Origin of the sequence: Pseudomonas sp. AMR01, assembly GCF_041946035.1 — a bacterium.
Lineage (GTDB): Bacteria > Pseudomonadota > Gammaproteobacteria > Pseudomonadales > Pseudomonadaceae > Aquipseudomonas > Aquipseudomonas antarctica_B.
The window spans coordinates 136,978-158,423 of record NZ_JAUTYR010000005.1 but is presented as its reverse complement, the minus strand read 5'-3'; the positions used below and the strand labels follow the sequence as shown (position 1 = coordinate 158,423).

20 protein-coding genes are annotated in these 21,446 nt (G+C 60.6%); 8 read left to right on the top strand and 12 right to left on the bottom strand.

What is annotated here, in order from left to right; all coding sequences use genetic code 11:
* Positions 1–5: 5 nt before the first annotated feature.
* Positions 6–506, bottom strand: coding sequence for an ATP-dependent zinc protease (locus Q7C20_RS07275; protein WP_375066566.1), 501 nt, complete (start codon positions 504–506; stop codon positions 6–8).
* 169 nt (positions 507–675) lie between these two features.
* Between Q7C20_RS07275 and Q7C20_RS07270 the strand changes: the two genes are divergently transcribed.
* Positions 676–1,563, top strand: a complete 888-nt coding sequence (locus Q7C20_RS07270) for an acyltransferase (protein WP_375066565.1) — start codon at positions 676–678, stop codon at positions 1,561–1,563.
* Here Q7C20_RS07270 and Q7C20_RS07265 read toward each other — a convergent pair.
* Positions 1,560–2,132, bottom strand: coding sequence for a DUF2780 domain-containing protein (locus Q7C20_RS07265; RefSeq protein WP_348057469.1), 573 nt, complete (start codon positions 2,130–2,132; stop codon positions 1,560–1,562). The genes Q7C20_RS07270 and Q7C20_RS07265 overlap by 4 nt on opposite strands.
* A 151-nt stretch (positions 2,133–2,283) precedes the next feature.
* Between Q7C20_RS07265 and Q7C20_RS07260 the strand changes: the two genes are divergently transcribed.
* From Q7C20_RS07260 to Q7C20_RS07245, 4 genes are all read left to right on the top strand, one after another.
* Positions 2,284–2,910, top strand: a complete 627-nt coding sequence (locus Q7C20_RS07260; protein ID WP_375066564.1) for a sigma-70 family RNA polymerase sigma factor — start codon at positions 2,284–2,286, stop codon at positions 2,908–2,910.
* A complete protein-coding gene (locus tag Q7C20_RS07255) occupies positions 2,907–3,584 on the top strand; it encodes an anti-sigma factor domain-containing protein (protein ID WP_375066563.1) in 678 nt (225 codons plus the stop codon). The genes Q7C20_RS07260 and Q7C20_RS07255 overlap by 4 nt, the downstream gene beginning before the upstream one ends.
* Before the next feature lie 321 nt (positions 3,585–3,905).
* Positions 3,906–4,304 (top strand): hypothetical protein, encoded by a 399-nt coding sequence (locus Q7C20_RS07250; RefSeq protein WP_375066562.1) that lies wholly within the window; start codon positions 3,906–3,908, stop codon positions 4,302–4,304.
* A gap of 196 nt (positions 4,305–4,500) precedes the next feature.
* Positions 4,501–4,959: an anti-sigma factor domain-containing protein gene (locus tag Q7C20_RS07245; RefSeq protein ID WP_375066561.1), complete on the top strand. Its 459-nt coding sequence runs from the start codon at positions 4,501–4,503 to the stop codon at positions 4,957–4,959.
* A 468-nt stretch (positions 4,960–5,427) separates the two neighbouring features.
* Here Q7C20_RS07245 and fdhA read toward each other — a convergent pair whose 3' ends face one another.
* The 8 genes from fdhA to Q7C20_RS07205 form a co-directional block, all read right to left on the bottom strand.
* Positions 5,428–6,627, bottom strand: coding sequence for a formaldehyde dehydrogenase, glutathione-independent (gene fdhA, locus Q7C20_RS07240; protein WP_078739470.1), 1,200 nt, complete (start codon positions 6,625–6,627; stop codon positions 5,428–5,430).
* A gap of 185 nt (positions 6,628–6,812) precedes the next feature.
* Positions 6,813–7,670: a formyltetrahydrofolate deformylase gene (gene purU, locus Q7C20_RS07235; protein WP_375066560.1), complete on the bottom strand. Its 858-nt coding sequence runs from the start codon at positions 7,668–7,670 to the stop codon at positions 6,813–6,815.
* 107 nt (positions 7,671–7,777) lie between these two features.
* The gene (locus Q7C20_RS07230; protein ID WP_375066559.1) at positions 7,778–8,410 is read right to left on the bottom strand and encodes a sarcosine oxidase subunit gamma; all 633 of its coding nucleotides are present in this window, start codon (positions 8,408–8,410) and stop codon (positions 7,778–7,780) included.
* 123 nt (positions 8,411–8,533) lie between these two features.
* Positions 8,534–11,551 (bottom strand): sarcosine oxidase subunit alpha, encoded by a 3,018-nt coding sequence (locus tag Q7C20_RS07225; protein ID WP_375066558.1) that lies wholly within the window; start codon positions 11,549–11,551, stop codon positions 8,534–8,536.
* Entirely contained in the window at positions 11,548–11,850 is a 303-nt protein-coding gene (locus Q7C20_RS07220) for a sarcosine oxidase subunit delta (protein WP_010207083.1), read from the bottom strand. The genes Q7C20_RS07225 and Q7C20_RS07220 overlap by 4 nt, the downstream gene beginning before the upstream one ends.
* A 15-nt stretch (positions 11,851–11,865) precedes the next feature.
* The gene (locus Q7C20_RS07215) at positions 11,866–13,116 is read right to left on the bottom strand and encodes a sarcosine oxidase subunit beta (protein ID WP_010207084.1); all 1,251 of its coding nucleotides are present in this window, start codon (positions 13,114–13,116) and stop codon (positions 11,866–11,868) included.
* 22 nt (positions 13,117–13,138) lie between these two features.
* Complete coding sequence (gene glyA / locus Q7C20_RS07210; RefSeq protein ID WP_375066557.1) at positions 13,139–14,392, bottom strand: serine hydroxymethyltransferase; 1,254 nt, start codon at positions 14,390–14,392, stop codon at positions 13,139–13,141.
* 253 nt (positions 14,393–14,645) lie between these two features.
* Positions 14,646–15,374, bottom strand: a complete 729-nt coding sequence (locus Q7C20_RS07205) for a TraX family protein (RefSeq protein WP_375066556.1) — start codon at positions 15,372–15,374, stop codon at positions 14,646–14,648.
* Positions 15,375–15,464: 90 nt separating this feature from the next.
* Here Q7C20_RS07205 and Q7C20_RS07200 point away from each other — a divergent pair, with 90 nt between their 5' ends.
* Both Q7C20_RS07200 and Q7C20_RS07195 read left to right on the top strand, forming a co-directional pair.
* Positions 15,465–16,505: a threonine aldolase family protein gene (locus Q7C20_RS07200; protein WP_375066555.1), complete on the top strand. Its 1,041-nt coding sequence runs from the start codon at positions 15,465–15,467 to the stop codon at positions 16,503–16,505.
* Between the two features lie 183 nt (positions 16,506–16,688).
* Positions 16,689–16,889, top strand: a complete 201-nt coding sequence (locus Q7C20_RS07195) for a hypothetical protein (protein ID WP_375066554.1) — start codon at positions 16,689–16,691, stop codon at positions 16,887–16,889.
* Between the two features lie 254 nt (positions 16,890–17,143).
* Here Q7C20_RS07195 and gbcB read toward each other — a convergent pair whose 3' ends face one another.
* Positions 17,144–18,244 (bottom strand): glycine-betaine demethylase subunit GbcB, encoded by a 1,101-nt coding sequence (gene gbcB / locus Q7C20_RS07190; RefSeq protein ID WP_375066553.1) that lies wholly within the window; start codon positions 18,242–18,244, stop codon positions 17,144–17,146.
* Positions 18,245–18,528: 284 nt separating this feature from the next.
* Between gbcB and gbcA the strand changes: the two genes are divergently transcribed.
* On the top strand, positions 18,529–19,824 hold the full coding sequence (gene gbcA / locus Q7C20_RS07185; RefSeq protein WP_375066552.1) for a glycine-betaine demethylase subunit GbcA: 1,296 nt from the start codon (positions 18,529–18,531) through the stop codon (positions 19,822–19,824).
* An 845-nt stretch (positions 19,825–20,669) separates the two neighbouring features.
* Here the strand turns inward: gbcA and Q7C20_RS07180 are convergent.
* On the bottom strand, positions 20,670–21,440 hold the full coding sequence (locus tag Q7C20_RS07180; RefSeq protein WP_375066551.1) for an electron transfer flavoprotein subunit beta: 771 nt from the start codon (positions 21,438–21,440) through the stop codon (positions 20,670–20,672).
* Positions 21,441–21,446: the final 6 nt, after the last annotated feature.

Genomic DNA, 21,446 nt, shown 5'->3' with positions numbered 1-21,446 from the left:
GTCCGTCAGCAGTCCGGTTTGTCAGCAGTGTAGCGACGGGCCGGGTTCACCGCCGCGCCGAATTCACGCAGTGCTTTGGCGCCGATCAACAGCGGATAGTTGAAGCTGCTGCGGTCGGTGAGGTTGACCTCGACCGTGCGCTTGACGTCGCCCAGGCACATTTCCAGGTCGATGACCGGGCGCTTGGCCACGGTGGCTTCGTCCTTGTCTTCGTCTTCGTCGGCGCGGCTTTTGATCTTGCTGATGCGCGAGACTTTGTGCTCGTAGACCTTGTCGCTCGCATCCTTGCCGCCGATGCGGAAGCGCACCCAGTCGTCGCCGTCGCGCTGGAAGGTTTCGATGTCACGGGCCGACAGCGAAGCGGTCAGCGCGCCGGTGTCCATCTTGGCCTTGAAGGTCTGGCCGATTTCCGGCAATTGAATGTATTCGTAGCGACCGTAGAGGGTCGGTTCGGCGGCCATGACGGGCAAGGCAACCAGGGCGAACGCGGCAAGGAGCAATTTCACGAAGTGATTTCCTCGAAAGAAGTAGGCGGATTCTAGACCGCAAAAGCACTGCTTAGTTAGTTTCAAGCCTACGGGGAACATTGTGAAACATTCGTCGGGCGAATTGGGATTTGGCCTCTAGACTCACCTCTCTTATCATGGCCCGCCCAACAGCTTTCAAGAGTTACTTATGCGCCGCCTGCTCACCGGCTGTTTTGTCACACTGCTGTTATTGCTCAATACGCTCGTGCTGATCGGGCCGTTGATGGTGTTTGCACTGCTCAAGCTTGTGGCCCCGGGGCGCTCACGCGACTGGGCGTCGCGGGCGGTGATGTGGATCGCCGAAACCTGGGCCGAGATCGACAAGCTGATCTTTGCGCTGTGCATCCCGACCCAATGGGACATTCGCGGCGGCGGGGATTTACGCAGCGACACCTCCTACCTCGTCATCAGCAACCACCAATCCTGGGTGGATATTCCCGCGCTGATCCAGGCGTTCAACCGGCGTACGCCGTTCTTCAAATTCTTTCTGAAAAAAGAGCTGATCTGGGTGCCCTTCCTGGGTCTGGCCTGGTGGGCGCTGGATTACCCGTTCATGAAGCGCTACACCAAGGCGTTCCTGGCCAGGCACCCGGAATTGGCCGGGCAGGACTTGAAGATCACCAAACAGGCCTGCGAGCTGTTCAAGCGCCAGCCGGTGACGGTGGTCAATTACCTGGAGGGCACGCGTTTCAACGAGGCCAAGCATTTGCAGCAGGCTTCACCGTTCAACCGTTTGCTCAAGCCCAAAGCGGGCGGCGTGGCATTTGTGCTGGCGGCAATGGGCGAGCAGCTGGACGCGATCCTCGACGTGACCGTGGTCTATCCGCAGGCAAAAATTCCGGGGTTCTGGGACTTGCTCTGCGGTTCAGTGCCGAAGGTGATCATCGACATTCGCACGCGCGAGCTGGACCCGGCGTTGTGGCAGGGGGATTACGAGAATGATCCGGCGTTTCGCCAGACCGTCCAGAACTGGGTGAACCAGCTCTGGAAGGAGAAAGATGCGCGCATCGAGCAACTGCGCGCAGAGGCGCTTTAGCTGCCAGTGCCCCAGGCCGAGGCCAGCTTGCTCAGCACCGACTGATTGGCGCCCTGGCCGCCCAAGTATTGCAGGATCACCGGCGCAAACTGGCTGACCATGCCGCTGTCCATGCCCAGCGCGCTGAACGCGGTGTTCAGGTCGTTGGTATTTTTCACGTTACCCAAAATGCTGTCCAGGCCGCTGATTTTGCTGCCGCCGGTCTGGCCGAGCAAACCGCTCAAGGCGCCGAGGCTGCCCAGGGAATTGCTCCCCGACAGCTGATCCAGGCCCGGCACGCTCTTGCTCAGTTTCGAGTAGTCAGTGTTGTTCAGTTGGTTCTTGGCCAGGCCCAGCATGGCGCCGGTGCCGCCGACAGCTTGCTCCGGGGTGATGTTCAGTTGCGAGGTCAGTGCGCTCAGCAGGCCGGCGGTCTGGGAGCTCGGCGCTGCGGCAGCCGCCTTGTCGTTGCTGCCCTGTGCGCCGGAAACGGCGTTGGCCACGTCACCCAGGCTGAAACCTGCGGCAAACACAGGGCTGGCGGCCACGGTCAACAGGCAGGACAGGGCAAAACCGCGTGAAATCTTCATCAAGACAACCTCTGAATGTAGGAGCTAAAAGCAGGCGTTTGACTGACGGTTCTGGAGGAATGTTCCCACACCAGAAATAGTTCAGAAAAAGCCGCATCCAAATCACCGGCCCGCGCGTATATCAGGCATGCACCGCCCGGAGATGGATGGAATGAATGTTCAAGCTGGACTACCCTCTGCCTACCGTGCGCCGTCCCGTCGCCCTCGATCGAGAGCCTGGAGAAGCCCCATTTCCACCCATGATGCTGACCCGTTGCGGCCTTTGCTGGCCCAATGCGCCTTGGGCAATCGCCAGGCGTTTGAAACCCTTTACCGCAGCGTGTCGCCGCGCTTGCACGGTGTTGCGTTGCGTTTCATGGGCCGCTCCGACCTCGCCGAAGAGGTGCTGCAAGAGGCCTTCGTGCGCATCTGGTACAACGCCTCGCGCTACGAAGCGCACTTGGCGGCGCCGATGACCTGGATGGTCAACATTACCCGCAACCTGGCCATCGACCAACTGCGCAAACACCGCGAGCAACCCTTGGCCGACGGCCAGCAGGACGCCCTGCTCGACGACAGCCCCGGCGCCGACGAAAGGCTCGACAGCGAGCGCGAAGCCCGCGCCCTCAACCGTTGCCTGGACACCCTCGACGGCATGCAACGCCAGTCGATCACCGTGGCTTACTTCCAGGGCCTGTCGTGCTCGGAGCTGGCCGACCACTTGGCCGCGCCGCTGGGCTCGGTCAAATCCTGGATTCGTCGCGGCATGGAGCGCCTGCGCAGGTGCCTTGAATCATGAACTATCACACCACCGCCCTGCGCCGCGCCCTCGCTGCCGACTACGCCATCGGCTTGATGCCCGCCACCGCGCGCAAGCGCTTTGAACACCTGCTGCTGGACGACGCCGCACTACGCGCAGAACTGGGCCACTGGCAGGATGCACTGGCCAGCCTGACCGCAACCTTGCCCGAGCGGCCAGTGCCCGATCACGTGTGGGCCAACATCAACGCGCGGATTGAGCCGCAGGTGCTGCACGTGCCGGCGAAGAGGCCGTTCCTGATGAGTTTCCGTTTCCTCGCGGCGGCGTGCGCCGTGGTGCTGGCGCTGTTTGTCGGCGTGTTTTACCAGCAGAGCAACACCGCGCAGTACACCGCCACCCTGGTCAACGCCAGCCAGCAACCGGCGCTGCGGGTCCAGGCATTTGCCGATTACCTGCAAGTGGAGCCGCTGACGCTGGCGGCGCTGGAGCCCACACGCGCGCTGGAACTGTGGGCGATTCCGGCAGGCGGCAAACCGATTTCACTGGGCCTGGTGCCAGCTTCGGGCAAGGGCCACATCCAGTTGAGCAAGGCACAGCAAGCGCTGCTGACTGCGCCGCTGACTCTCGCCATCACCCTGGAGCCAACCGGAGGCTCGCCCACCGGGCAGCCAACCGGACCGGTGCTCTACCAAGGCGCCCTGGCCACTCGCTGACGCGAACCCGGAACGTCGTGGCAAGCGACCTTGTCGTGGCAGCTGGCTTGTCGTGGCGAGCGGGCTTGCCCCGCGTTGGAGCAGCCCCAGTAAAATCACCACATTTTTCCAGGCAGTTCACCGTATCGGGTCTCAGGGCCGCTGCGCAGCCCAACGCGGGGCAAGCCCGCTCGCCACAGTTTCAGCGCTCGTTCGGTGCTTATCGAAATAATCAGCACCGACTACTACAAAAACGGTTCTAAAAAACTGTCACTTCTAACAGTAGCCCCCGCCCTGTATCACCCGCACCATCACTCTCCTGCATGCCACGGGAGAGCGTTCATGAAGCACGTCATACTGGCGACTGTGTCGGCAATGATCATGGCAAATGCCGTTGCGGCAACCACCACTTGCCCGCCGATCCAAAGCATCACGCAAACTCAAATGGCTACAGGCGGTTATCGCTATGAGGCGTCAGAGCCCGATGGCCGCCTGTGGAAAGACGAAAGCCCGTTGGCGTCAGCGTCCTACCTGGCTGACTCCACATTTCACAATGCGCAATACGATGTAGAGACCGAAGCCGTTATCTGTACCTACAGGGGACCAATGGGTAACGACGCAAGCTTTTCGGTCACGCTCAAACCTGTGTCGGGGTGGAACCTCACACCAGCCGCCGGCTACTGGAGGGGTACGTATTGCGAACACCCGGAAGTTTCAAAATGTGAATTCAGCCATCAGTGAATGGGCATACAGCCCCTTTTGAATGAGCGAGCCACTGACAGGATGCACTCTGCCATCAGCCTGGAGCCAACCGGGCCAGTGTTGTATCAGGGCCAATTGGCATAGCTTTAGCGACGATCGGCGGTGATGGGTTCAGGAACCCATCGCGGTTAATAGAGTCCATTTACTGACTACACAATTTTTCAGGAAAAGACCAATGACTGCGATCCAACCCCAAGTGACGGAACACACACCTTCATTCTGGAGCGGCCCTCGCCTATTCATCGGCATATGTGCGGTGGTGGTTGCCGGTGTCGGCGCCGCGCTTTACACCCAAGACAGCGTCAAATCTGCCGCTACGCTGCTGACCACCGAGCAACAGCCAGCCGCGCAAATCATGGCCCACAAGGATTACCTGGAAATAGAACCGATCGCTGCGGCGGCCGCCGCGCCCGACCAGAGCCTGGAACTGTGGGCCATTCCCGAAGACGGTACGCCGGTGTCCCTGGGCCTGTTGCCGACAGATGGCAAAGGCATCATCGGGCTCAACCCTCGCCAACAGGCGTCCATCAGCAAGCCGGTGGAGTTGATGGTGAGCGCCGAAACCAAAGGCGGATCGATCAGCAAACAGCCGACCGGGCCGACGGTTTACCAGGGCGCGCTGGCCAACCGCTAGCCACCAACCCATACAAATCCCACATTTTGATCGTCATCAGCCAGGCGACTTGCTCCTGGCGCAGGATGGCGCTTATAGTTCGGCCGTCGTCCACATGGCGACACGGGTTTGGCGACCCGATAGAAATTAGACATGCAAAAGCACCTGCTTCTTTGCAGGTTTTTTTGCACGCGTAAAGCTGCTTTATGGTGGCTGTGCGCGGGAGACCTTCGGGTCTGCCGGCTTTTGCCTTATTTCACCGGTTCGCCAACCTGCGTACAGCTGCCACCCATTCGTTTGGCGACGTGTGAGTGATAGCCCATTATCTGAAATGAGGTTGCACACATCCTCCAGGACTTCGCCCCGCTCTGCGCCATTCCGTTGCGCGACGGCTGCGACTTGCTGGATGTGATCAGCCGGCGCTTGCAGGCTTAATCTCAGGATGCAAAAAGGGCGACCCACGGGTCGCCCTTTTATTTGCCCTACGCTTTACGCCGCACTGAACAACTTATGCGGATCAATCACAAACTTCTTCGGCACGCCCGCATCGAACTCGCCATACCCACGCGGCGCGTCATCCAGGCTGATGACCTGCACACCGACGATGTCGGCAATGTTGATACGGTCCCACATGATCGCCTGCATCAACTGGCGGTTGTACTTCATCACCGGCGTTTGCCCGGTGTGGAAGCTGTGGGATTTGGCCCAGCCCAGACCAAAGCGAATGCTCAGGCTGCCCATTTTTGCGGCGGCGTCCACAGCACCTGGGTCTTCTGTGACGTAGAGGCCCGGGATACCGATCTTGCCCGCCACACGCACCACGCCCATCAGCGAGTTGAGCACGGTGGCTGGGGCTTCGGCTTTGACGCCTTCATGGCCGTGGCCACGGGCTTCGAAGCCCACCGCATCCACCGCGCAATCCACTTCCGGCTCGCCCAGCAATGCGGCAATTTGTTCGTGCAGCGGGGTGTCTGTGGACAGGTCGGCGATTTCAAACCCTTGCGCCTTGGCGTGGGCCAGACGGATCGGGTTGACGTCGCCGATGATCACCACCGCAGCGCCCAGCAGGCGGGCAGAAGCCGCAGCGGCCAGGCCGACAGGGCCGGCGCCAGCGATGTAGACCGTGCTGCCGGGGCCAACGCCTGCGGTGACGGCGCCGTGGTAGCCGGTGGGCAGGATGTCGGAGAGGCAGGTCAGGTCGCGGATTTTCTCCATGGCCTTGTCGCGGTCCGGCAACTTGAGCAGGTTGAAGTCGGCGTAGGGCACCAGCACGTATTCGGCTTGGCCGCCGGTCCAGTCGCCCATGTCGACGTAGCCGTAAGCACCGCCCGGACGGGCCGGGTTTACGCTCAGGCACACGCCGGTGTGTTGTTCCTTGCAGGAGCGGCACAGGCCGCAGGCGACGTTGAACGGTACCGACACCAGGTCGCCGATTTTCAGGTTTTCGACGCCGCTGCCCATTTCAATCACTTCGCCGGTGATTTCGTGACCGAGCACCAGGCCGGTCTGGGCGGTGGTGCGGCCGCGCACCATGTGTTGGTCGGAGCCGCAGATGTTGGTTGAGACCACGCGCAGGATGACGCCGTGTTCAATCTTCCTGCCACGGGGGTCCTGCATTTTGGGATAGTCGATTTTCTGTACTTCGACTTGGCCGTTGCCGAGATACACGACACCACGATTACCAGACATGCTTTCACCTCGCTGTTGTTTTTATGGAACCGCGTTGCCCAGGCAGGCAGCGCGTTAAAGTGCTCGGGTACAGATGCTGTTTCTTGTGTTGTTGCTGAGGGCCTCATCGGGAGCAAGCCCCCTCCCACATTTTGATTTGTGAATACTTTCAAATGTGGGAGGGGGCTTGCTCCCGATTGCGGCAGTCAGAGCACCACAGTTCTATTGGCGTTCAAAAACACCCGCCGCTCAATGTGATACCCAACCGCCCGAGCCAATGTCAGCCCTTCAATATCCCGCCCCTTGGCAATCAAGTCCTCGGGATAGTCGCTGTGATCCACCACCTCCACACCCTGCGCAATAATCGGGCCCTCGTCCAGGTCGTTGTTGATGTAATGCGCCGTGGCGCCGACCAACTTCACCCCCTTGTTGTACGCCTGGTGATACGGCTTGGCGCCCTTGAACCCCGGCAACAACGAGTGATGAATATTGATCGCCTTGCCATCCAGCTTGCGGCACAGCTCCGGCGACAGCACTTGCATGTAGCGCGCAAGGATCACCAATTCGGCGCCGGTGTCTTCCACCACTTGCCACACTTGACGCTCCTGGGACGGTTTGTCGTTAGGGTCAAGGGGGAAATGGTAGTACGGAATCTGGTGCCAGTCGGCCAAAGGTTTGAGATCGGGGTGATTGGACACCACCGCGACCACGTCCATCGACAGTTGGCCGATGCGCTGGCGGTACAGCAAGTCGTTCAGGCAGTGATCGGCCTTGGAGACCATGATCACCACTTTTGGCCGGTAGTTCGGCGCCGTCAGCTCGAAGATCATGCCAAAGGTTTCACCGCGCGTGGCCAGGCCATCGCGAAAACCCTGCTCGTCAAACCCATCGGGCTGACGAAATTCCACGCGAATAAAAAACCGGCCCGAAAGCCGGTCATCGAACGAATGGTGCTCGGTAACGTAGCAACCCTGTTCGAACAGGTAGCGGGTCACCGCGTCCACCGTGCCGAGCACGCTGGGGCAGTCGGCGGTCAAAATCCATGTATCAGGTGCGCGGCTCATACAGAAATCCTCAGGCCCTTGTGGCGAGGGGGCTTGTCCCCCGTTGGGCTGCAAAGCAGCCCCAAAACCTGCCATTCAATTATTTCAGAAAAAATGCGCCGGCTTTATCAGGCCTGGACGCTCAGGCCGAATTCGGCCGAGGCGTCCTGCAACCATAACCACCAGTAGTCCGAGAAGCTGCGACGAATCACCAGCTCCCAGGTGTCTTCTGCTGTGTGGCGAATCACCAGTTGCGACTTGGCGAACACGGTGCCCACCGCCTTGCCCACCGGGAAGTTGCTGGGGTGCACGTCGTAGCTGGTGGATTTCATCAGCACGTCGCGCACATTCGGGCCGCTGAGTTCAAGAATTTGCTGGCCGCCGCTGACGTTGACGATTTGGATGTGCAACTCACCCAGGGCCGCACGCAGGTTTTGTTCGGCGGCGAATTCTTCACCGCTGGGCACGATGAGCAACCACTCATCCGGGCCGAGCCACTGCAGGCTGGTTTCGCCTTTGACGATGACTTGCAGCGCGCCGGGCAACTCGATGCCAAGGGCCTTGTGCACGCCTGCTGCAAAGGCGGCGTCATGGCCGTCGCCACGAAGGGTCAGGTGGCCGAGGAGTTTCTTTTCACGCACGGTCACGCCGGCGTTCTTGCGGCCCTTGCCGACCAGGCTGGCGAGGTCGGCATGGTGCAGCGACGACTCGGCCTTGGCCTCGGTGGTTGGGCGTTGTTGGTACACATTGGCTGCTGTCATAAAGCACCTGTCTGAATTCTGTTGTGAAGCTACTGGCGTCATCGGGAGCAAGCCCCCTCCCACAGGGGAATGCATTCCAAAATGTGGGAGGGGGCTTGCTCCCGATGGCCTCGACTCGGTCTGTCAGATGTTCTGGCGTTCGCCTTTCGGATCAAAGAACACCGAAGACACAATCTCCGCCTCGATCACGCTGCCATCCGCTTGCGGTGAGAAGACCCGCTCGCCAATGCGCTTCAAGCCGCCCTTCACCACCGCCATCGCGAACGAATAACCGAGGGAGTTGTGGGCATAGCTCGAGGTGACGTGGCCGACCATCTTCATCGGGATCGACTGCTTCGGGTCCAGTACCAGCTGCGCGCCTTCCGGCAGCCACACGGTCGGATCAATCGGTTTGAGCCCGACCAGTTGCTTACGCTCTTCGCGCACGCAGTCTTCACGGTTCATGCCGCGCCAGCCGATCCACGAGAACGGTTTGGTCCGGCCTACGCACCAACCCATGTTCAAGTCGTCCGGGGTCATCGAGCCGTCAGTGTCCTGGCCGACGATGATGAAGCCCTTCTCGGCCCGCAGTACGTGCATGGTTTCGGTGCCGTATGGGGTCAGGTTGTATTTTTTGCCGGCTTCGACGATCTGCTCCAACACGCCCATGGCGTAGTCGGCCTGCACGTTGACTTCGTACGACAGCTCACCGGTAAACGAAATCCGGAACACCCGCGCCGGTACGCCGCCGACCAGGCCTTCCTTCCAGGTCATGAACGGGAAGCCGTCCTTGTCCAGGTCGATGTCGGTGACTTCCGCCAGCAGCTTGCGGCTGCTTGGGCCGGACAAGGTCATGGTCGCCCAGTGGTCGGTGACCGAGGTGAAGTACACCTTCAAGTCTGGCCACTCGGTCTGTTGGTAGATTTCCAGCCACTGCAACACGCGAGCGGCACCGCCAGTGGTGGTGGTCATCAGGAAGTGGTTGTCGGCGAGGCAGGCGGTCACGCCGTCGTCGAAGACCATGCCGTCTTCCTTGCACATCAGGCCGTAGCGGGCCTTGCCCACGTCGAGCTTGGTCCAGGCGTTGCTGTAGATGCGGTTGAGGAATTCGCGCGCGTCCGGGCCTTGAATGTCGATCTTGCCGAGGGTGGACGCATCGAGCAGGCCGACGCTGTCGCGCACGGCCAGGCATTCGCGCTTCACGGCGGCGTGCAGGTCTTCACCGTTGCGCGGGAAGTACCAAGGGCGTTTCCATTGGCCGACGTCTTCAAACTCGGCGCCGTTTTTCACGTGCCAGGCTTGCAGGGCGGTGTAGCGCACCGGTTCGAAAATGTGCCCACAGTGACGGCCCGCGACGGCGCCGAAGGTCACCGGCGTGTAGTTCGGGCGGAACATGGTGGTGCCCATTTGCGGGATGGTCACGTTCAGCGAACGAGCGGCAATCGCCAGGCCGTTGACGTTACCCAACTTGCCCTGGTCGGTGCCAAAACCCAGCGCGGTGTAGCGTTTGACGTGTTCGACCGACTCGAACCCTTCGCGGGTCGCCAGCTCGATAGCGGCGGCGGTCACGTCGTTTTGCAGGTCGACAAATTGCTTCGGCGCCCGTGCCGTGGCTTTTTCGTGGGGCACCTGGAACAGCGCCAGGGTCGGTTCTTCCAGACGGCTCAAGGCTTTTGGCAGCGTGCCTTCCACCGGGGCAAAACCGGCTTCGCTGGCGGCGCGCACGCCACCTTCAAACCCATCCGCCAGGGAATCCCCAAGGCCATAGACGCCGTTGATGCCGCCGACGCACACGCGTTTTTGCGGCGCTTCGCCCGGTACAAAACCGAGGATGTCTTCACGCCAGGTCGGCTTGCCGCCCAAGTGCGAAGCCAGGTGAACCACCGGGCTGTAGCCGCCGGAGCTGGCGACCAGGTCGCACTCCAGCCACTCGCCGGGGCTGGTGACTTTGTGTGCTTTCACATCAATCGCGGCCACGCGAGCGGCGGTCACGTGCTTGCTGCCACGCGCCTCGATCACGGCGCTGCCAGTGAGGATGCGAATACCTTTGGCGCGGGCTTCTTCCACCAATGCGCCCCGTGGGTTATGGCGGGCATCGGCCACGGCGACCACATTGAGGCCCGCATCGAACCAGTCCAGCGCAACGCGGTAGGCGTGGTCGTTGTTGGTCGACAGCACCAGTTTTTTACCCGGTGCTACGCCGTAGCGACGCACGTAAGTCGAAACCGCACCGGCGAGCATGTTGCCCGGCACATCGTTGTTGCCGTACACCAGCGGACGCTCGCACGCACCGGTCGCCAGCACCACGCGCTTGGCCCGCACACGGTGAATACGCTGACGCACCACGCCAATCGGCGCGCGGTCGCCAAGGTGGTCGGTGAGGCGTTCGTGAATGGTCAGGAAGTTATGATCGTGGTAGCCGTTGACGGTGGCGCGGGGCAGCAGCACCACGTCCGGCAGGGTTTTGAGTTCGGCGATCACGCCTGCCACCCATTCGGTGGCGGGCTTGCCGTCGAGGCTCTCGCGCGAATCCAGCAGCGAGCCGCCGAATTCTTCCTGCTCGTCAGCGATGATCACGCGGGCACCGCTGCGCGCAGCAGCCAGTGCAGCGGCCAGGCCAGCAGGGCCTGCGCCGACCACCAGCACGTCGCAGTGGCGGTTGAAGTTGTCGTAGGTGTCCGGGTCGTTCTCGGTCGGCGAGCGGCCAAGGCCGGCGGCCTTACGGATGTACTTCTCATACGTCATCCAGAACGATTGCGGGTACATGAAGGTTTTGTAGTAGAAACCCGGCGGCATCAGCTTGCCGCCGACCTTGCCGAGAATGCCCATCACGTCATTGTTGACGTTCGGCCAGCCGTTGGTGCTGGTGGCGACGAGGCCCTGGTACAGCGCCTGTTGCGTGGCGCGCACGTTCGGAATTTGTGTGGCTTCGGTGGCACCGATCTGCAACACCGCATTGGGCTCTTCGGCGCCGGCGGCAAAGATGCCGCGCGGGCGCGAATACTTGAAGCTGCGGCCGATGATGTCGACGCCATTGGCCAGCAGCGCTGCGGCCAAAGTATCGCCCTCAAAGCCTTTGTAGCTCTGGCCGTTGAAGGTAAACGTGAGGACTTTATTGCGGTCGATGCGGCCACCGTTGGACAGGCGATTGATCTGGCTCATACCTTCTCTCCAGAGGCCTTGGCGGTGAATTGCGGCTTCTCGCCGATCTTGTAGGTTTCAAGAATTTCGTAGGTCAGCGTATCGCGGGTGGCGTTGAAATACTGGCGGCAACCGGCGGCGTGAATCCACAGCTCGTGGTGCAGGCCACGCGGGTTATCGCGGAAGAACATGTAGTCGCCCCACTCTTCATCGGTGCAGGCGTTCGGGTCCAGCGGGCGCGGGATGTGCGCTTGGCCGGACGCGTGGAATTCCTCTTCGGAGCGCAGTTCGCCACAGTGAGGACAGAAGATATGCAACATAGGGAATTTCTCCTGTTAGTGGGCGACGGCCGCAGCGCCGTGTTCGTCGATGAGCGCACCGTTGTGGAAACGGTCGATGGAAAACGGTGCCGCCAATGGGTGCATTTCACCCTTGGCGAGGCTCGCGGCAAACACGTTGCCTGAGCCTGGGGTGGCCTTGAAGCCACCGGTGCCCCAACCGCAGTTGAAGAACATGTTCGGCACCGGGGTTTTGGAGATGATCGGGCAGGCATCCGGTGTGGTGTCGACGATGCCGCCCCACTGCCGGTTCATGCGCACGCGCGACAGCACCGGGAACATCTCGACGATGGCCTGAATGGTGTGCTCGATCACCGGGTACGAACCACGCTGGCCATAACCGTTGTAGCCGTCGATACCGGCGCCGATCACCAGGTCGCCCTTGTCGGACTGGCTGATGTAACCGTGCACGGCGTTGGACATGATCACGCTGTCGATAATTGGCTTGATCGGCTCCGACACCAACGCTTGAAGCGGGTGGGATTCGATCGGCAGGCGAAAGCCCGCCAGCGACGCCATGTGGCCGGAGTTACCGGCGGTGACCACGCCGACGCGCTTGGCGCCGATAAAGCCCTTGTTAGTTTCCACACCGATGCACACGCCGTTTTCCTTGCGAAAGCCGATCACTTCGGTCTGCTGGATCAGGTCCACACCCAGTGCGTCAGCGGCGCGGGCAAAGCCCCAGGCCACGGCATCGTGACGCGCCACGCCGCCGCGCCGTTGCACGGTGGCGCCGAGTACCGGGTAGCGAGTGTTTTTCGAGCAGTCGAGGTACGGAATCTCGTCGGCCACTTGTTTGGCATTGAGCAGTTCGCCGTCCACGCCGTTGAGGCGGTTGGCACTCACGCGGCGCTCGGAATCACGGATGTCTTGCAGGGTGTGGCACAGGTTGTAGACGCCGCGCTGGGAGAACATCACGTTGTAGTTCAGGTCCTGGGACAGGCCTTCCCAGAGTTTCATCGCGTGTTCGTACAGGTGCGCCGACTCGTCCCACAGGTAGTTGGAACGCACGATGGTGGTGTTGCGCGCGGTGTTACCGCCGCCCAGCCAGCCTTTCTCGACCACGGCCACGTTGGTGATGCCGTGCTCTTTTGCCAGGTAGTAGGCGGTCGCCAGACCATGCCCGCCGCCGCCGACGATCACCACGTCGTAGACCTTTTTAGGTGTGGGCGTGCGCCACATTTTCTGCCAGTTTTCGTGGTGGCTGAGTGAGTGCTTGAAGAGGCCGAAGCCTGAGTAGCGTTGCATAGTCATTACTCCAAAACCGCGCTCAGCGATAAACCGGGAAATCAGCGCACAGGGCAGACACGTGCTTGGCCACGTTGGCCTCGACATCGGCGTCGCCGAGGTTGTCGAGGATGTCGCAGATCCAGCCGGCCAGTTCGATGCACTGCCCCACTTTGAAACCACGCGTGGTCACCGCCGGGGTACCGATGCGCAGGCCCGAGGTCACGAACGGCGACTGCGGGTCATTCGGCACGGCGTTCTTGTTGACGGTGATATGGGCGCGACCGAGGGCGGCGTCCGCCTCTTTGCCGGTGAGGCCCTGACGGATCAGGCTGACCAGGAACAGGTGGTTGTCGGTGCCGCCGGACACCACGTCATACCCGCGTTTGATAAACACCTCGGCCATGGCCTGGGCGTTATGAATCACTTGCTGTTGATAGGCCTTGAAGCCAGGCTCCTGGGCTTCCTTGAAGCACACCGCCTTGCCGGCGATGACGTGCATCAGTGGGCCGCCCTGGGCGCCCGGGAACACGGCAGAGTTGAGTTTCTTTTCAATTTCTTCGTTGGCACGGGCCAAAATCAGGCCGCCACGCGGACCGCGCAGGGTCTTGTGGGTGGTGGTGGTGACCACGTCGGCGTACGGCAGCGGGTTCGGGTACAGGCCAGCGGCGACCAGGCCGGCGACGTGGGCCATGTCGACGAACAGCAGTGCGCCGACCTTGTCGGCGATGGCGCGAAAGCGCGGGAAATCCAGGGTTTTGGAGTAGGCAGAGAAACCGGCCACCACCATCTTCGGCTTGTGCTCGACCGCCAGGCGCTCGACTTCGTCGTAGTCGATCAAACCGGTGTCGGTGTTGATGCCGTATTGCACCGCGTTGTACAGCTTGCCCGAGGACGACACTTTGGCGCCGTGGGTCAGGTGACCGCCGTGGGCCAGGCTCATGCCGAGGATGGTGTCGCCCGCATTCAGCAGGGCTAGGTACACCGCGCTGTTGGCGGACGAGCCGGAGTGCGGCTGCACGTTGGCGTAATCGGCGCCAAAGAGCTGCTTGGCGCGCTCAATGGCCAGCACTTCAACCTTGTCCACATGCTCGCAGCCACCGTAGTAGCGCTTGCCCGGATAGCCTTCGGCGTATTTGTTGGTGAGGCCACTGCCCTGCGCTTGCATCACACGTTTGCTGGTGTAGTTCTCCGACGCGATCAGCTCGATATGGTCTTCCTGACGCTGCTCTTCGGCATTCATGGCCGCGAGCAATGCGTCGTCATATCCCTGGATCTGGTCTTTTTTGCTGAACATCGCGTCTCTCCCAGCCTTTCGTATTGTTAAGGCCCGTGCAGGGCCCTTTGATGCGATGGTAGGGCTGGCGCTGGCAGGCCAAATGCCTACGCACGCCACGCAAAGGTGCGTTTACGACATGGCGCGAACAACACCGAAACAAATGTGGAATAGGGCTTGTGTGGGAGGGGGCTTGCTCCCGATAGCGGTGGGTCAGGCTCTACCTGTACAAGCTGACACACCGTCATCGGGAGCAAGCCCCCTCCCACAGGGGTTAGGCGGTGATTTGGCGGACGAATAGCAGCAGCAGGAAATGTGCAGGATAGAGGGCATACGCCCAACGGCGCATGGCCGGTGGCGAGGCATTTCTGGCGTGTCGCAACAGAAACAGCCCGGCCAATGGCCCAATCAGACATGTAACCAACCCCATCAACGCCACAGGCGTGCCGCTATTGAGCAAAATCTGCCACTGGTTGGCGGCCAGGCACACCAAACCCGGCAACACGCTGAAATACCACGGGCGACGAAACACCAGCAGCATCGCCAGCGGCAATAACACACCGAAAAAACCGAACATCAGTTGGGTAGAAAACACCGCCGCTACCGCGACGGCAATCAGTGCCAATCCTCGATCAAAAAGCGCCTTCTGCTGCCATCCTCTGGCAACCAGCAGGCCCAGCGCCAAGGTTGGCAGCACATTCAACGTATCGGCATCCTCGATAAACAGCCGATACGGCACTTCGCTGATTACGCTGAACAGCAGCAGCCAGCCCAGATATCGCCACTGGCCCGTGACAGGGGCGTTTCGGGCCCCGTGCAGATTGGCCGCAATCGCCAGGCAAAACCACGGGAACGCCAGGCGGCCCGGTACATACAGGCCATCAAGGCTTAAACCGACATAGCGCAAGTGGTCCAGCACCATGCTCAGCAGCGCCAGCCACTTGAGCAAATCCAGAGCGCCATCGCGGACGCGTCCGACAGGCAAGGTTTGAGTACCGTGCATAATTCCCCAGTGACTTTGCATTTACAGTGCGTGCGCACCCCCAACGATCTTGGTTACAGTGCGCACCAACATCGACCACAGGAATGGGCCATGACCGACAAGAGCCAACAATTCGCCAGTGACAACTATTCCGGCATTTGCCCGGAAGCCTGGGCCGCCATGGAACAAGCCAACCAGGGCCATCAACGCGCCTATGGCGATGATGAATGGACCCACCGCGCCGCCGACGGTTTCCGCAACCTGTTCGAAACCGACTGCGAAGTGTTCTTCGCCTTCAACGGCACCGCCGCCAACTCATTGGCGCTGTCGTCCTTGTGCCAGAGCTACCATAGCGTGATTTGCTCGGAAACCGCCCACGTGGAGACCGACGAATGTGGCGCGCCGGAGTTTTTCTCCAACGGCTCCAAGCTGCTTGTGGCGCGTACCGAAAACGGCAAGCTGACCCCGGAATCGATCCGCGAGATCGCCCTCAAACGTCAGGATATCCATTACCCGAAACCGCGCGTGGTCACCCTGACCCAGGCCACGGAAGTCGGCAGCGTGTACACCCCGGAAGAAATCCGCGCCATCAGCGCCACCTGCAAGGAACTGGGCCTGAACCTGCACATGGACGGCGCGCGCTTCTCCAACGCCTGCGCGTTCCTTGGTTGCTCGCCGGCCGACCTGACCTGGAAAGCCGGCGTGGACGTGCTGTGCTTTGGAGGCACCAAAAACGGCATGGCCGTGGGCGAAGCGATTTTGTTCTTCAACCACAAGCTGGCCGAAGACTTCGATTACCGCTGCAAACAGGCAGGCCAGTTGGCGTCGAAAATGCGCTTCCTGTCTGCCCCATGGGTAGGCTTGCTGGAAAACGACGCCTGGCTCAAACACGCCCGCCACGCCAACCGCTGCGCGCAACTATTGAGCAGCCTGGTAGCGGACATTCCGGGCGTGGAACTGATGTTCCCGGTGCAGGCCAACGGCGTGTTCCTGCAACTCTCGGAAGCGGCCATCGAAGCGCTGACAGCCAAGGGCTGGCGTTTCTACACCTTCATCGGCAAAGGCGGCGCGCGGTTCATGTGTGCGTGGGATACCGAGGAAGAGCGCGTAAGAGAATTGGCCGCAGATATTCGGGAAGTGATGGGCGCTTAAGCACGACGAGTAATGGCGGATTGCCGAGACTGTTATTTGGTGTTTCCGACAGCATCCCACTTGATTTTCATCGACTAGCCTCTTGGAACCCGAAAGGAAAAGCCCGCTGCAGCGGCCCCCTTTCGGGAACAACTGCCTGCCGAATGTTCGGCCGGAAACGGAAATCCAAAAGAGGCTACACCCATGGAATATGTGAGCAGCGGCACCAGCCTGCGAAGCGAAGGCACTGACAGCACCACCATCATCGACTGGGACGAGTTCAGGAAGTACGCAAAAGTCGGTGACACCATCCGCGAGCCCTCAAGGACATTGCGGGTTTACGATAAAGTCTACGAATTGACAGCATCCGGCCAGCACTTCGTCGTTCACATCTACGCCCAATAACCCCTACCCATAACCAACTGTGGGAGCTGACTTGCCTGCGATAGCGGTGGGTCAGCTACGTACCCCGTGGCGAGCGGGCTTGCCCCGCGTTGGGCTGCGCAGCGGCCCTGGAAAGGAAGAATGCGGTGAGTCAGACAATCTCCGGCCGCTGGTTTGGGGCTGCTGCGCAGCCCAACGCGGGGCAAGCCCGCTCGCCACGGGGATAGCGTTCTCCCTATCGGAAAGATTTCCACAGACCTTGAAAGGGCTGGCGGTTAGAACTCGATGCGCACGTCGCCCTTCGGCACGCTGCAGCACGACAGGATGTAACCCTCGGCTTCGTCTTCCTCGGTGATGCCGCCGTTGTGCTCCATCTCGACCTCGCCCCCCAGCTTCATCACCTTACACGTCCCGCAAATGCCCATGCCGCAGGCTTTAGGAATCAACAAGCCCAGCTTGGCTGCCGCCGCGTGCACGGTTTCGCCGGGCGCCACGCGAATGCTTTTGCCCGAAGCAATGAACTCCACCTGGTGCAGATCCGCCAGGTCGATTTCCGGTGCATCGGCGGCTTGTTCGGCTTGCTCTACCGCATCGGCACGCGCTTCCGGCGGCGTCGCGCCGAAGGATTCTTCGTGGTAACGCGTCATGTCGAACCCGGCCGCTTCCAGCATGCGCTTCACCGCGCTCATGTACGGCGTCGGGCCGCAGCAGAACACTTCGCGCTCGAGGAAGTCGGGCACCATCAGTTCGAGCATCTTGTGGTTCAGATAACCGCGATAACCGGCCCACGGCTCGCCCAGGCCGTGCTTCTCGCAGATCAGGTGCAGGCTGAAATTGTCGATCCGCGACGCCATGTGCTCCAGCTCGCGGTGGTAAATGATGTCTTTGGGCGAACGGGCGCTGTGGATAAACGTCATGTCGACATTGGCGTTGGTGTCGTAGTACCAGCGCGCCATGGACATGACCGGCGTGATACCCACGCCGCCGCTCAAATACAGCACTTTGGGGTTGCTGAAGTCGATGGCGTTGAACAGCCCGACCGGGCCGTGCACTGCCAATTCCTGCCCTTCATGCAATGTGTCGTGCAACCAGTTGGAGACCTTGCCGCCCGGCACGCGCTTGATCGTCACCGAGAAGCTGTACGGCACCGACGGCGAGCTGGAGATGGTGTAGGAGCGCATGATCGGCTGGCCTTCGATTTCCAGCTCCAGGGTGACGAACTGCCCGGGCTTGAAAAAGAACAGGATCGGCTGGTCGGCCATGAAGCAGAAAGTGCGCACGTCCCAGGTTTCCTGGATGACTTTGACGCAACGGACGATGTGCCGACCATTGGCCCAGGTCTGGGTGGTTACCGGGTTCAGGAAATTATTGGACATGCTTGCTCTCCACTGCCGATGTTCGGCTTTATGGTGGCGATTCTGCGTAACGCCGCAACTGCCCATTTACCTATCTGCGACATTCACATACTTATCGCGACCAGCCCCCATATCACGGGGGTTGCGCGTCGGGATCAGAGTGGGCCATGTCGCTAATGGACAAGGTTCTGGTGTTCGGCGGCCCCACACTCGCTCACAACAAAGACGCTTTCTTTACGCCTTGCAAAGCGACAACCGTAGCCACTATTCGCCGGCCACGCAGAATGGCCCTGAGGACACACACGATGGACGTCACCGCAACCTTAAGCTTGGGCGATCCGCTGGAACCCGCACGCAAGGCCACCGCGCAAATGCTGCAAGAGCGCGAGCGCACCTTTTCGCTGCCGCAGCCGTTCTACTCTGATGAGCGGCTGTTCGATATCGACATGCAGGAAATTTTTCAGAAAGAGTGGTTGATCGCCGGCATGACCTGCGAGATCCCGACCAAGGGCAATTACATCACCCTGCAAATCGGCAAAAACCCGATCATCGTGATCCGTGGCGCCGACGGCGTGGTGCATGCCTTCCACAACGTCTGCCGCCACCGGGGTTCGCGTTTGTGCACCAGCGACAAGGGCAAGGTGGCCAAACTCGTCTGCCACTACCACCAGTGGACCTACGAGCTGGACGGTCGTCTGTTGTTCGCCGGCACCGAGATGGGCGCCGACTTCGACATGAAGCAATACGGCCTCAAGCCGGTAAACGTGAAAACCGCCGGCGGCTACATTTTCGTCAGCCTGGCCGAGAACCCGCCGGCCATTGATGACTTCCTGTCGACGCTGAGCCATTACATGGAACCGTACGACATGGAGAACACCAAGGTGGCGATTACCACCACCTTGTTTGAAAAAGCCAACTGGAAGCTGGTGCTGGAAAACAACCGCGAGTGCTACCACTGCAACGCGTCGCACCCGGAACTGTTGAAAACCCTGCTGGAATGGGACGACGTCACCGACCCGCGCGCCGACCAGGCCTTCAAGGACCACGTCGCCGCATCGGCCGCCGCCTGGGATGCCGAAAAAATTCCTTACGCCCACGCCAGCTTTGGCCTGCGCAACCGCATCGTGCGCATGCCGCTGCTCAAGGGCACCGTGTCGATGACCCTGGACGGCAAGCAAGGCTGCAACAAGCTGATGGGCCGCATCAAAAACCCGGACCTGGGCTCGATGCGCATCCTGCACTTGCCCCACTCGTGGAACCACTGCATGGGCGACCACATCATTGTGTTCACCGTGTGGCCGATCAGCGCCCAGGAAACCATGGTCACCACCAAGTGGATCGTGCACAAGGACGCGGTGGAAGGCGTGGACTACGACGTAGAGCGCATGCGTAAAGTGTGGGATGCCACCAACGATCAGGACCGTCGCCTGGCCGAAGAGAACCAGCGCGGGATCAACTCCACGGCTTATCAGCCTGGGCCGTACTCCAAAACCTATGAGTTTGGCGTGGTGAACTTTGTGGATTGGTACAGCGAGCGCTTGCTGAGTAATTTGGGCGCGGCGCCCGCGCCTTATCTGAAGGGCGTTGCTGTGCATGAATAACTGACACGCCACAGTTCAACACTGTGGGAGCTGGCTTGCCTGCGATAGCGGCGGTGAATTCACTGCAGTCATCGCAGGCAAGCCAGCTCCCACATTTGGATCGCCACATTGTTCAAGATTTGATCAGTTCTCCCGCAGCCCTTTATAGATAAGCCCTCCAGCCTTTACCCAACAACTTATCCACAGAGCCACCCACAGCAATTGTGGGCAAGTACGCTCCCCCCTCAAAAATTAATGAAGAAAATCCGTGACTTATTCAAGTTGACGGGTTTCTCACACCTTTGATCATTTATTGATCAATACCTTGAAAGCCACGGTATACGTGGCCTGTAGCACTACGCGAACACCTTATCCACAGAAGCACCAACAGACTTTGGGGGCAACTTTGGTCGTGCTGTGGAAAACCGCCTAAAACCTGCATAAACCGGGGCATTCAGGGTTTTAATTCGATAAATAGCCCGAATTGATCACGTTTTAACCAACTCACGCAAAGCCTCTGTTTACATGGGCTGCAGCCAGTAGCAAACATCTTATCCACAGAAGCGCCAACAGACTTTGGGGGCAAGTCTGTCCCCTGGACTAAAGTTATTCAGAGGAAAACCCTAGGAAAAACCGTTAGTTAGCCTGGTTATTTTTCGTACAGAGGGCTGCAGGGCGCTATATACAGGGGCTGTGGACAAGCGCGAACAGGTTATCCACAGGCGGATCAACAGGGATTGTGGGTAATCCCTTGGGCAATGCAAAAACAATGTGGGAGGGGGCTTGCTCCCGATAGCGGTGGCTCAGCTACAGATGAGCTGACTGACACACCGCCATCGGGAGCAAGCCCCCTCCCACATTTTTGATCAGCGCACGACTCCCTCTTCTATGAGCAGCTTGAGAATTGCCTGCGCGCCCGCTTCCGGGCTCAGGCCCTTGAGCACCTGCCCACCGCCGCCACTGGCTTTGGCGGTCGCAGCCTTCATCCGATCCGCACCGCTCTTGGCCTTGATCACCTTGAGGCGCTTGGGCCGAGGCTTGGCCGGTTGCAACAGCGCGCCTGTGAATAACTCATCTTGCTCGATCTCGACGTCATGCGCGGCCAACTCACCGCGCTGCGCCGGGCCGTAGGCGCTTTGGCGTGGTTTGGGCGCGGCGTTATCCACCGTGGCCAGAAACGGCAGCCGCACCTTAAGGCGTCGCCGCTGACCGCGCGGCAACGCTTGCAGCACGTGCGCCACGCCGCCGTCGATGGATTCAACCTGCGCCAGCCCCACGATCAGCGGCCAGCCCAGTTGCTCGGCCAGCAGGAACGGCAACATGCCCGAGCCTTCGCCGGTTTCCGCCTGGCTGCCGGCGAGCACCACTTGGGCGCCCGCCTCACGCAAATAATCGCTGAGCACCGGCAACGCATCGCTGCCCGCCGGTTGTTCCAGCACGTGCAGCTGCGGCACGCCCATGCCCAGGTAGCTGCGCAATGTCGGTTCGTGGATGTCGCCTGCGTGCAACACCTGCAACTTATCCCCAGCTAGTTGCAGGCCCAGCTCGACAGCGCGCGCGTCCTGCTCGGCGCGGCGCGGGCGCCCGGAAGTCGGGTGGGCGCCGATGGACACCAGGCTGATTACATTCGTGGTCATGGCCAT

Coding starts and splice junctions, on each gene's coding strand:
- Q7C20_RS07245 (WP_375066561.1), top strand. CDS start 4,501: ATGACTGCGATCCAACCCCAAGTGACGGAACACACACCTTCATTCTGG.
- Q7C20_RS07230 (WP_375066559.1), bottom strand. CDS start 8,410: ATGACAGCAGCCAATGTGTACCAACAACGCCCAACCACCGAGGCCAAG.
- Q7C20_RS07265 (WP_348057469.1), bottom strand. CDS start 2,132: ATGAAGATTTCACGCGGTTTTGCCCTGTCCTGCCTGTTGACCGTGGCC.
- purU (WP_375066560.1), bottom strand. CDS start 7,670: ATGAGCCGCGCACCTGATACATGGATTTTGACCGCCGACTGCCCCAGC.
- Q7C20_RS07255 (WP_375066563.1), top strand. CDS start 2,907: ATGAACTATCACACCACCGCCCTGCGCCGCGCCCTCGCTGCCGACTAC.
- glyA (WP_375066557.1), bottom strand. CDS start 14,392: ATGTTCAGCAAAAAAGACCAGATCCAGGGATATGACGACGCATTGCTC.
- Q7C20_RS07215 (WP_010207084.1), bottom strand. CDS start 13,116: ATGCAACGCTACTCAGGCTTCGGCCTCTTCAAGCACTCACTCAGCCAC.
- Q7C20_RS07220 (WP_010207083.1), bottom strand. CDS start 11,850: ATGTTGCATATCTTCTGTCCTCACTGTGGCGAACTGCGCTCCGAAGAG.
- Q7C20_RS07180 (WP_375066551.1), bottom strand. CDS start 21,440: ATGACCACGAATGTAATCAGCCTGGTGTCCATCGGCGCCCACCCGACT.
- Q7C20_RS07200 (WP_375066555.1), top strand. CDS start 15,465: ATGACCGACAAGAGCCAACAATTCGCCAGTGACAACTATTCCGGCATT.
- Q7C20_RS07195 (WP_375066554.1), top strand. CDS start 16,689: ATGGAATATGTGAGCAGCGGCACCAGCCTGCGAAGCGAAGGCACTGAC.
- gbcA (WP_375066552.1), top strand. CDS start 18,529: ATGGACGTCACCGCAACCTTAAGCTTGGGCGATCCGCTGGAACCCGCA.
- Q7C20_RS07270 (WP_375066565.1), top strand. CDS start 676: ATGCGCCGCCTGCTCACCGGCTGTTTTGTCACACTGCTGTTATTGCTC.
- Q7C20_RS07250 (WP_375066562.1), top strand. CDS start 3,906: ATGAAGCACGTCATACTGGCGACTGTGTCGGCAATGATCATGGCAAAT.
- Q7C20_RS07260 (WP_375066564.1), top strand. CDS start 2,284: ATGAATGTTCAAGCTGGACTACCCTCTGCCTACCGTGCGCCGTCCCGT.
- Q7C20_RS07205 (WP_375066556.1), bottom strand. CDS start 15,374: ATGCACGGTACTCAAACCTTGCCTGTCGGACGCGTCCGCGATGGCGCT.
- Q7C20_RS07225 (WP_375066558.1), bottom strand. CDS start 11,551: ATGAGCCAGATCAATCGCCTGTCCAACGGTGGCCGCATCGACCGCAAT.
- gbcB (WP_375066553.1), bottom strand. CDS start 18,244: ATGTCCAATAATTTCCTGAACCCGGTAACCACCCAGACCTGGGCCAAT.
- fdhA (WP_078739470.1), bottom strand. CDS start 6,627: ATGTCTGGTAATCGTGGTGTCGTGTATCTCGGCAACGGCCAAGTCGAA.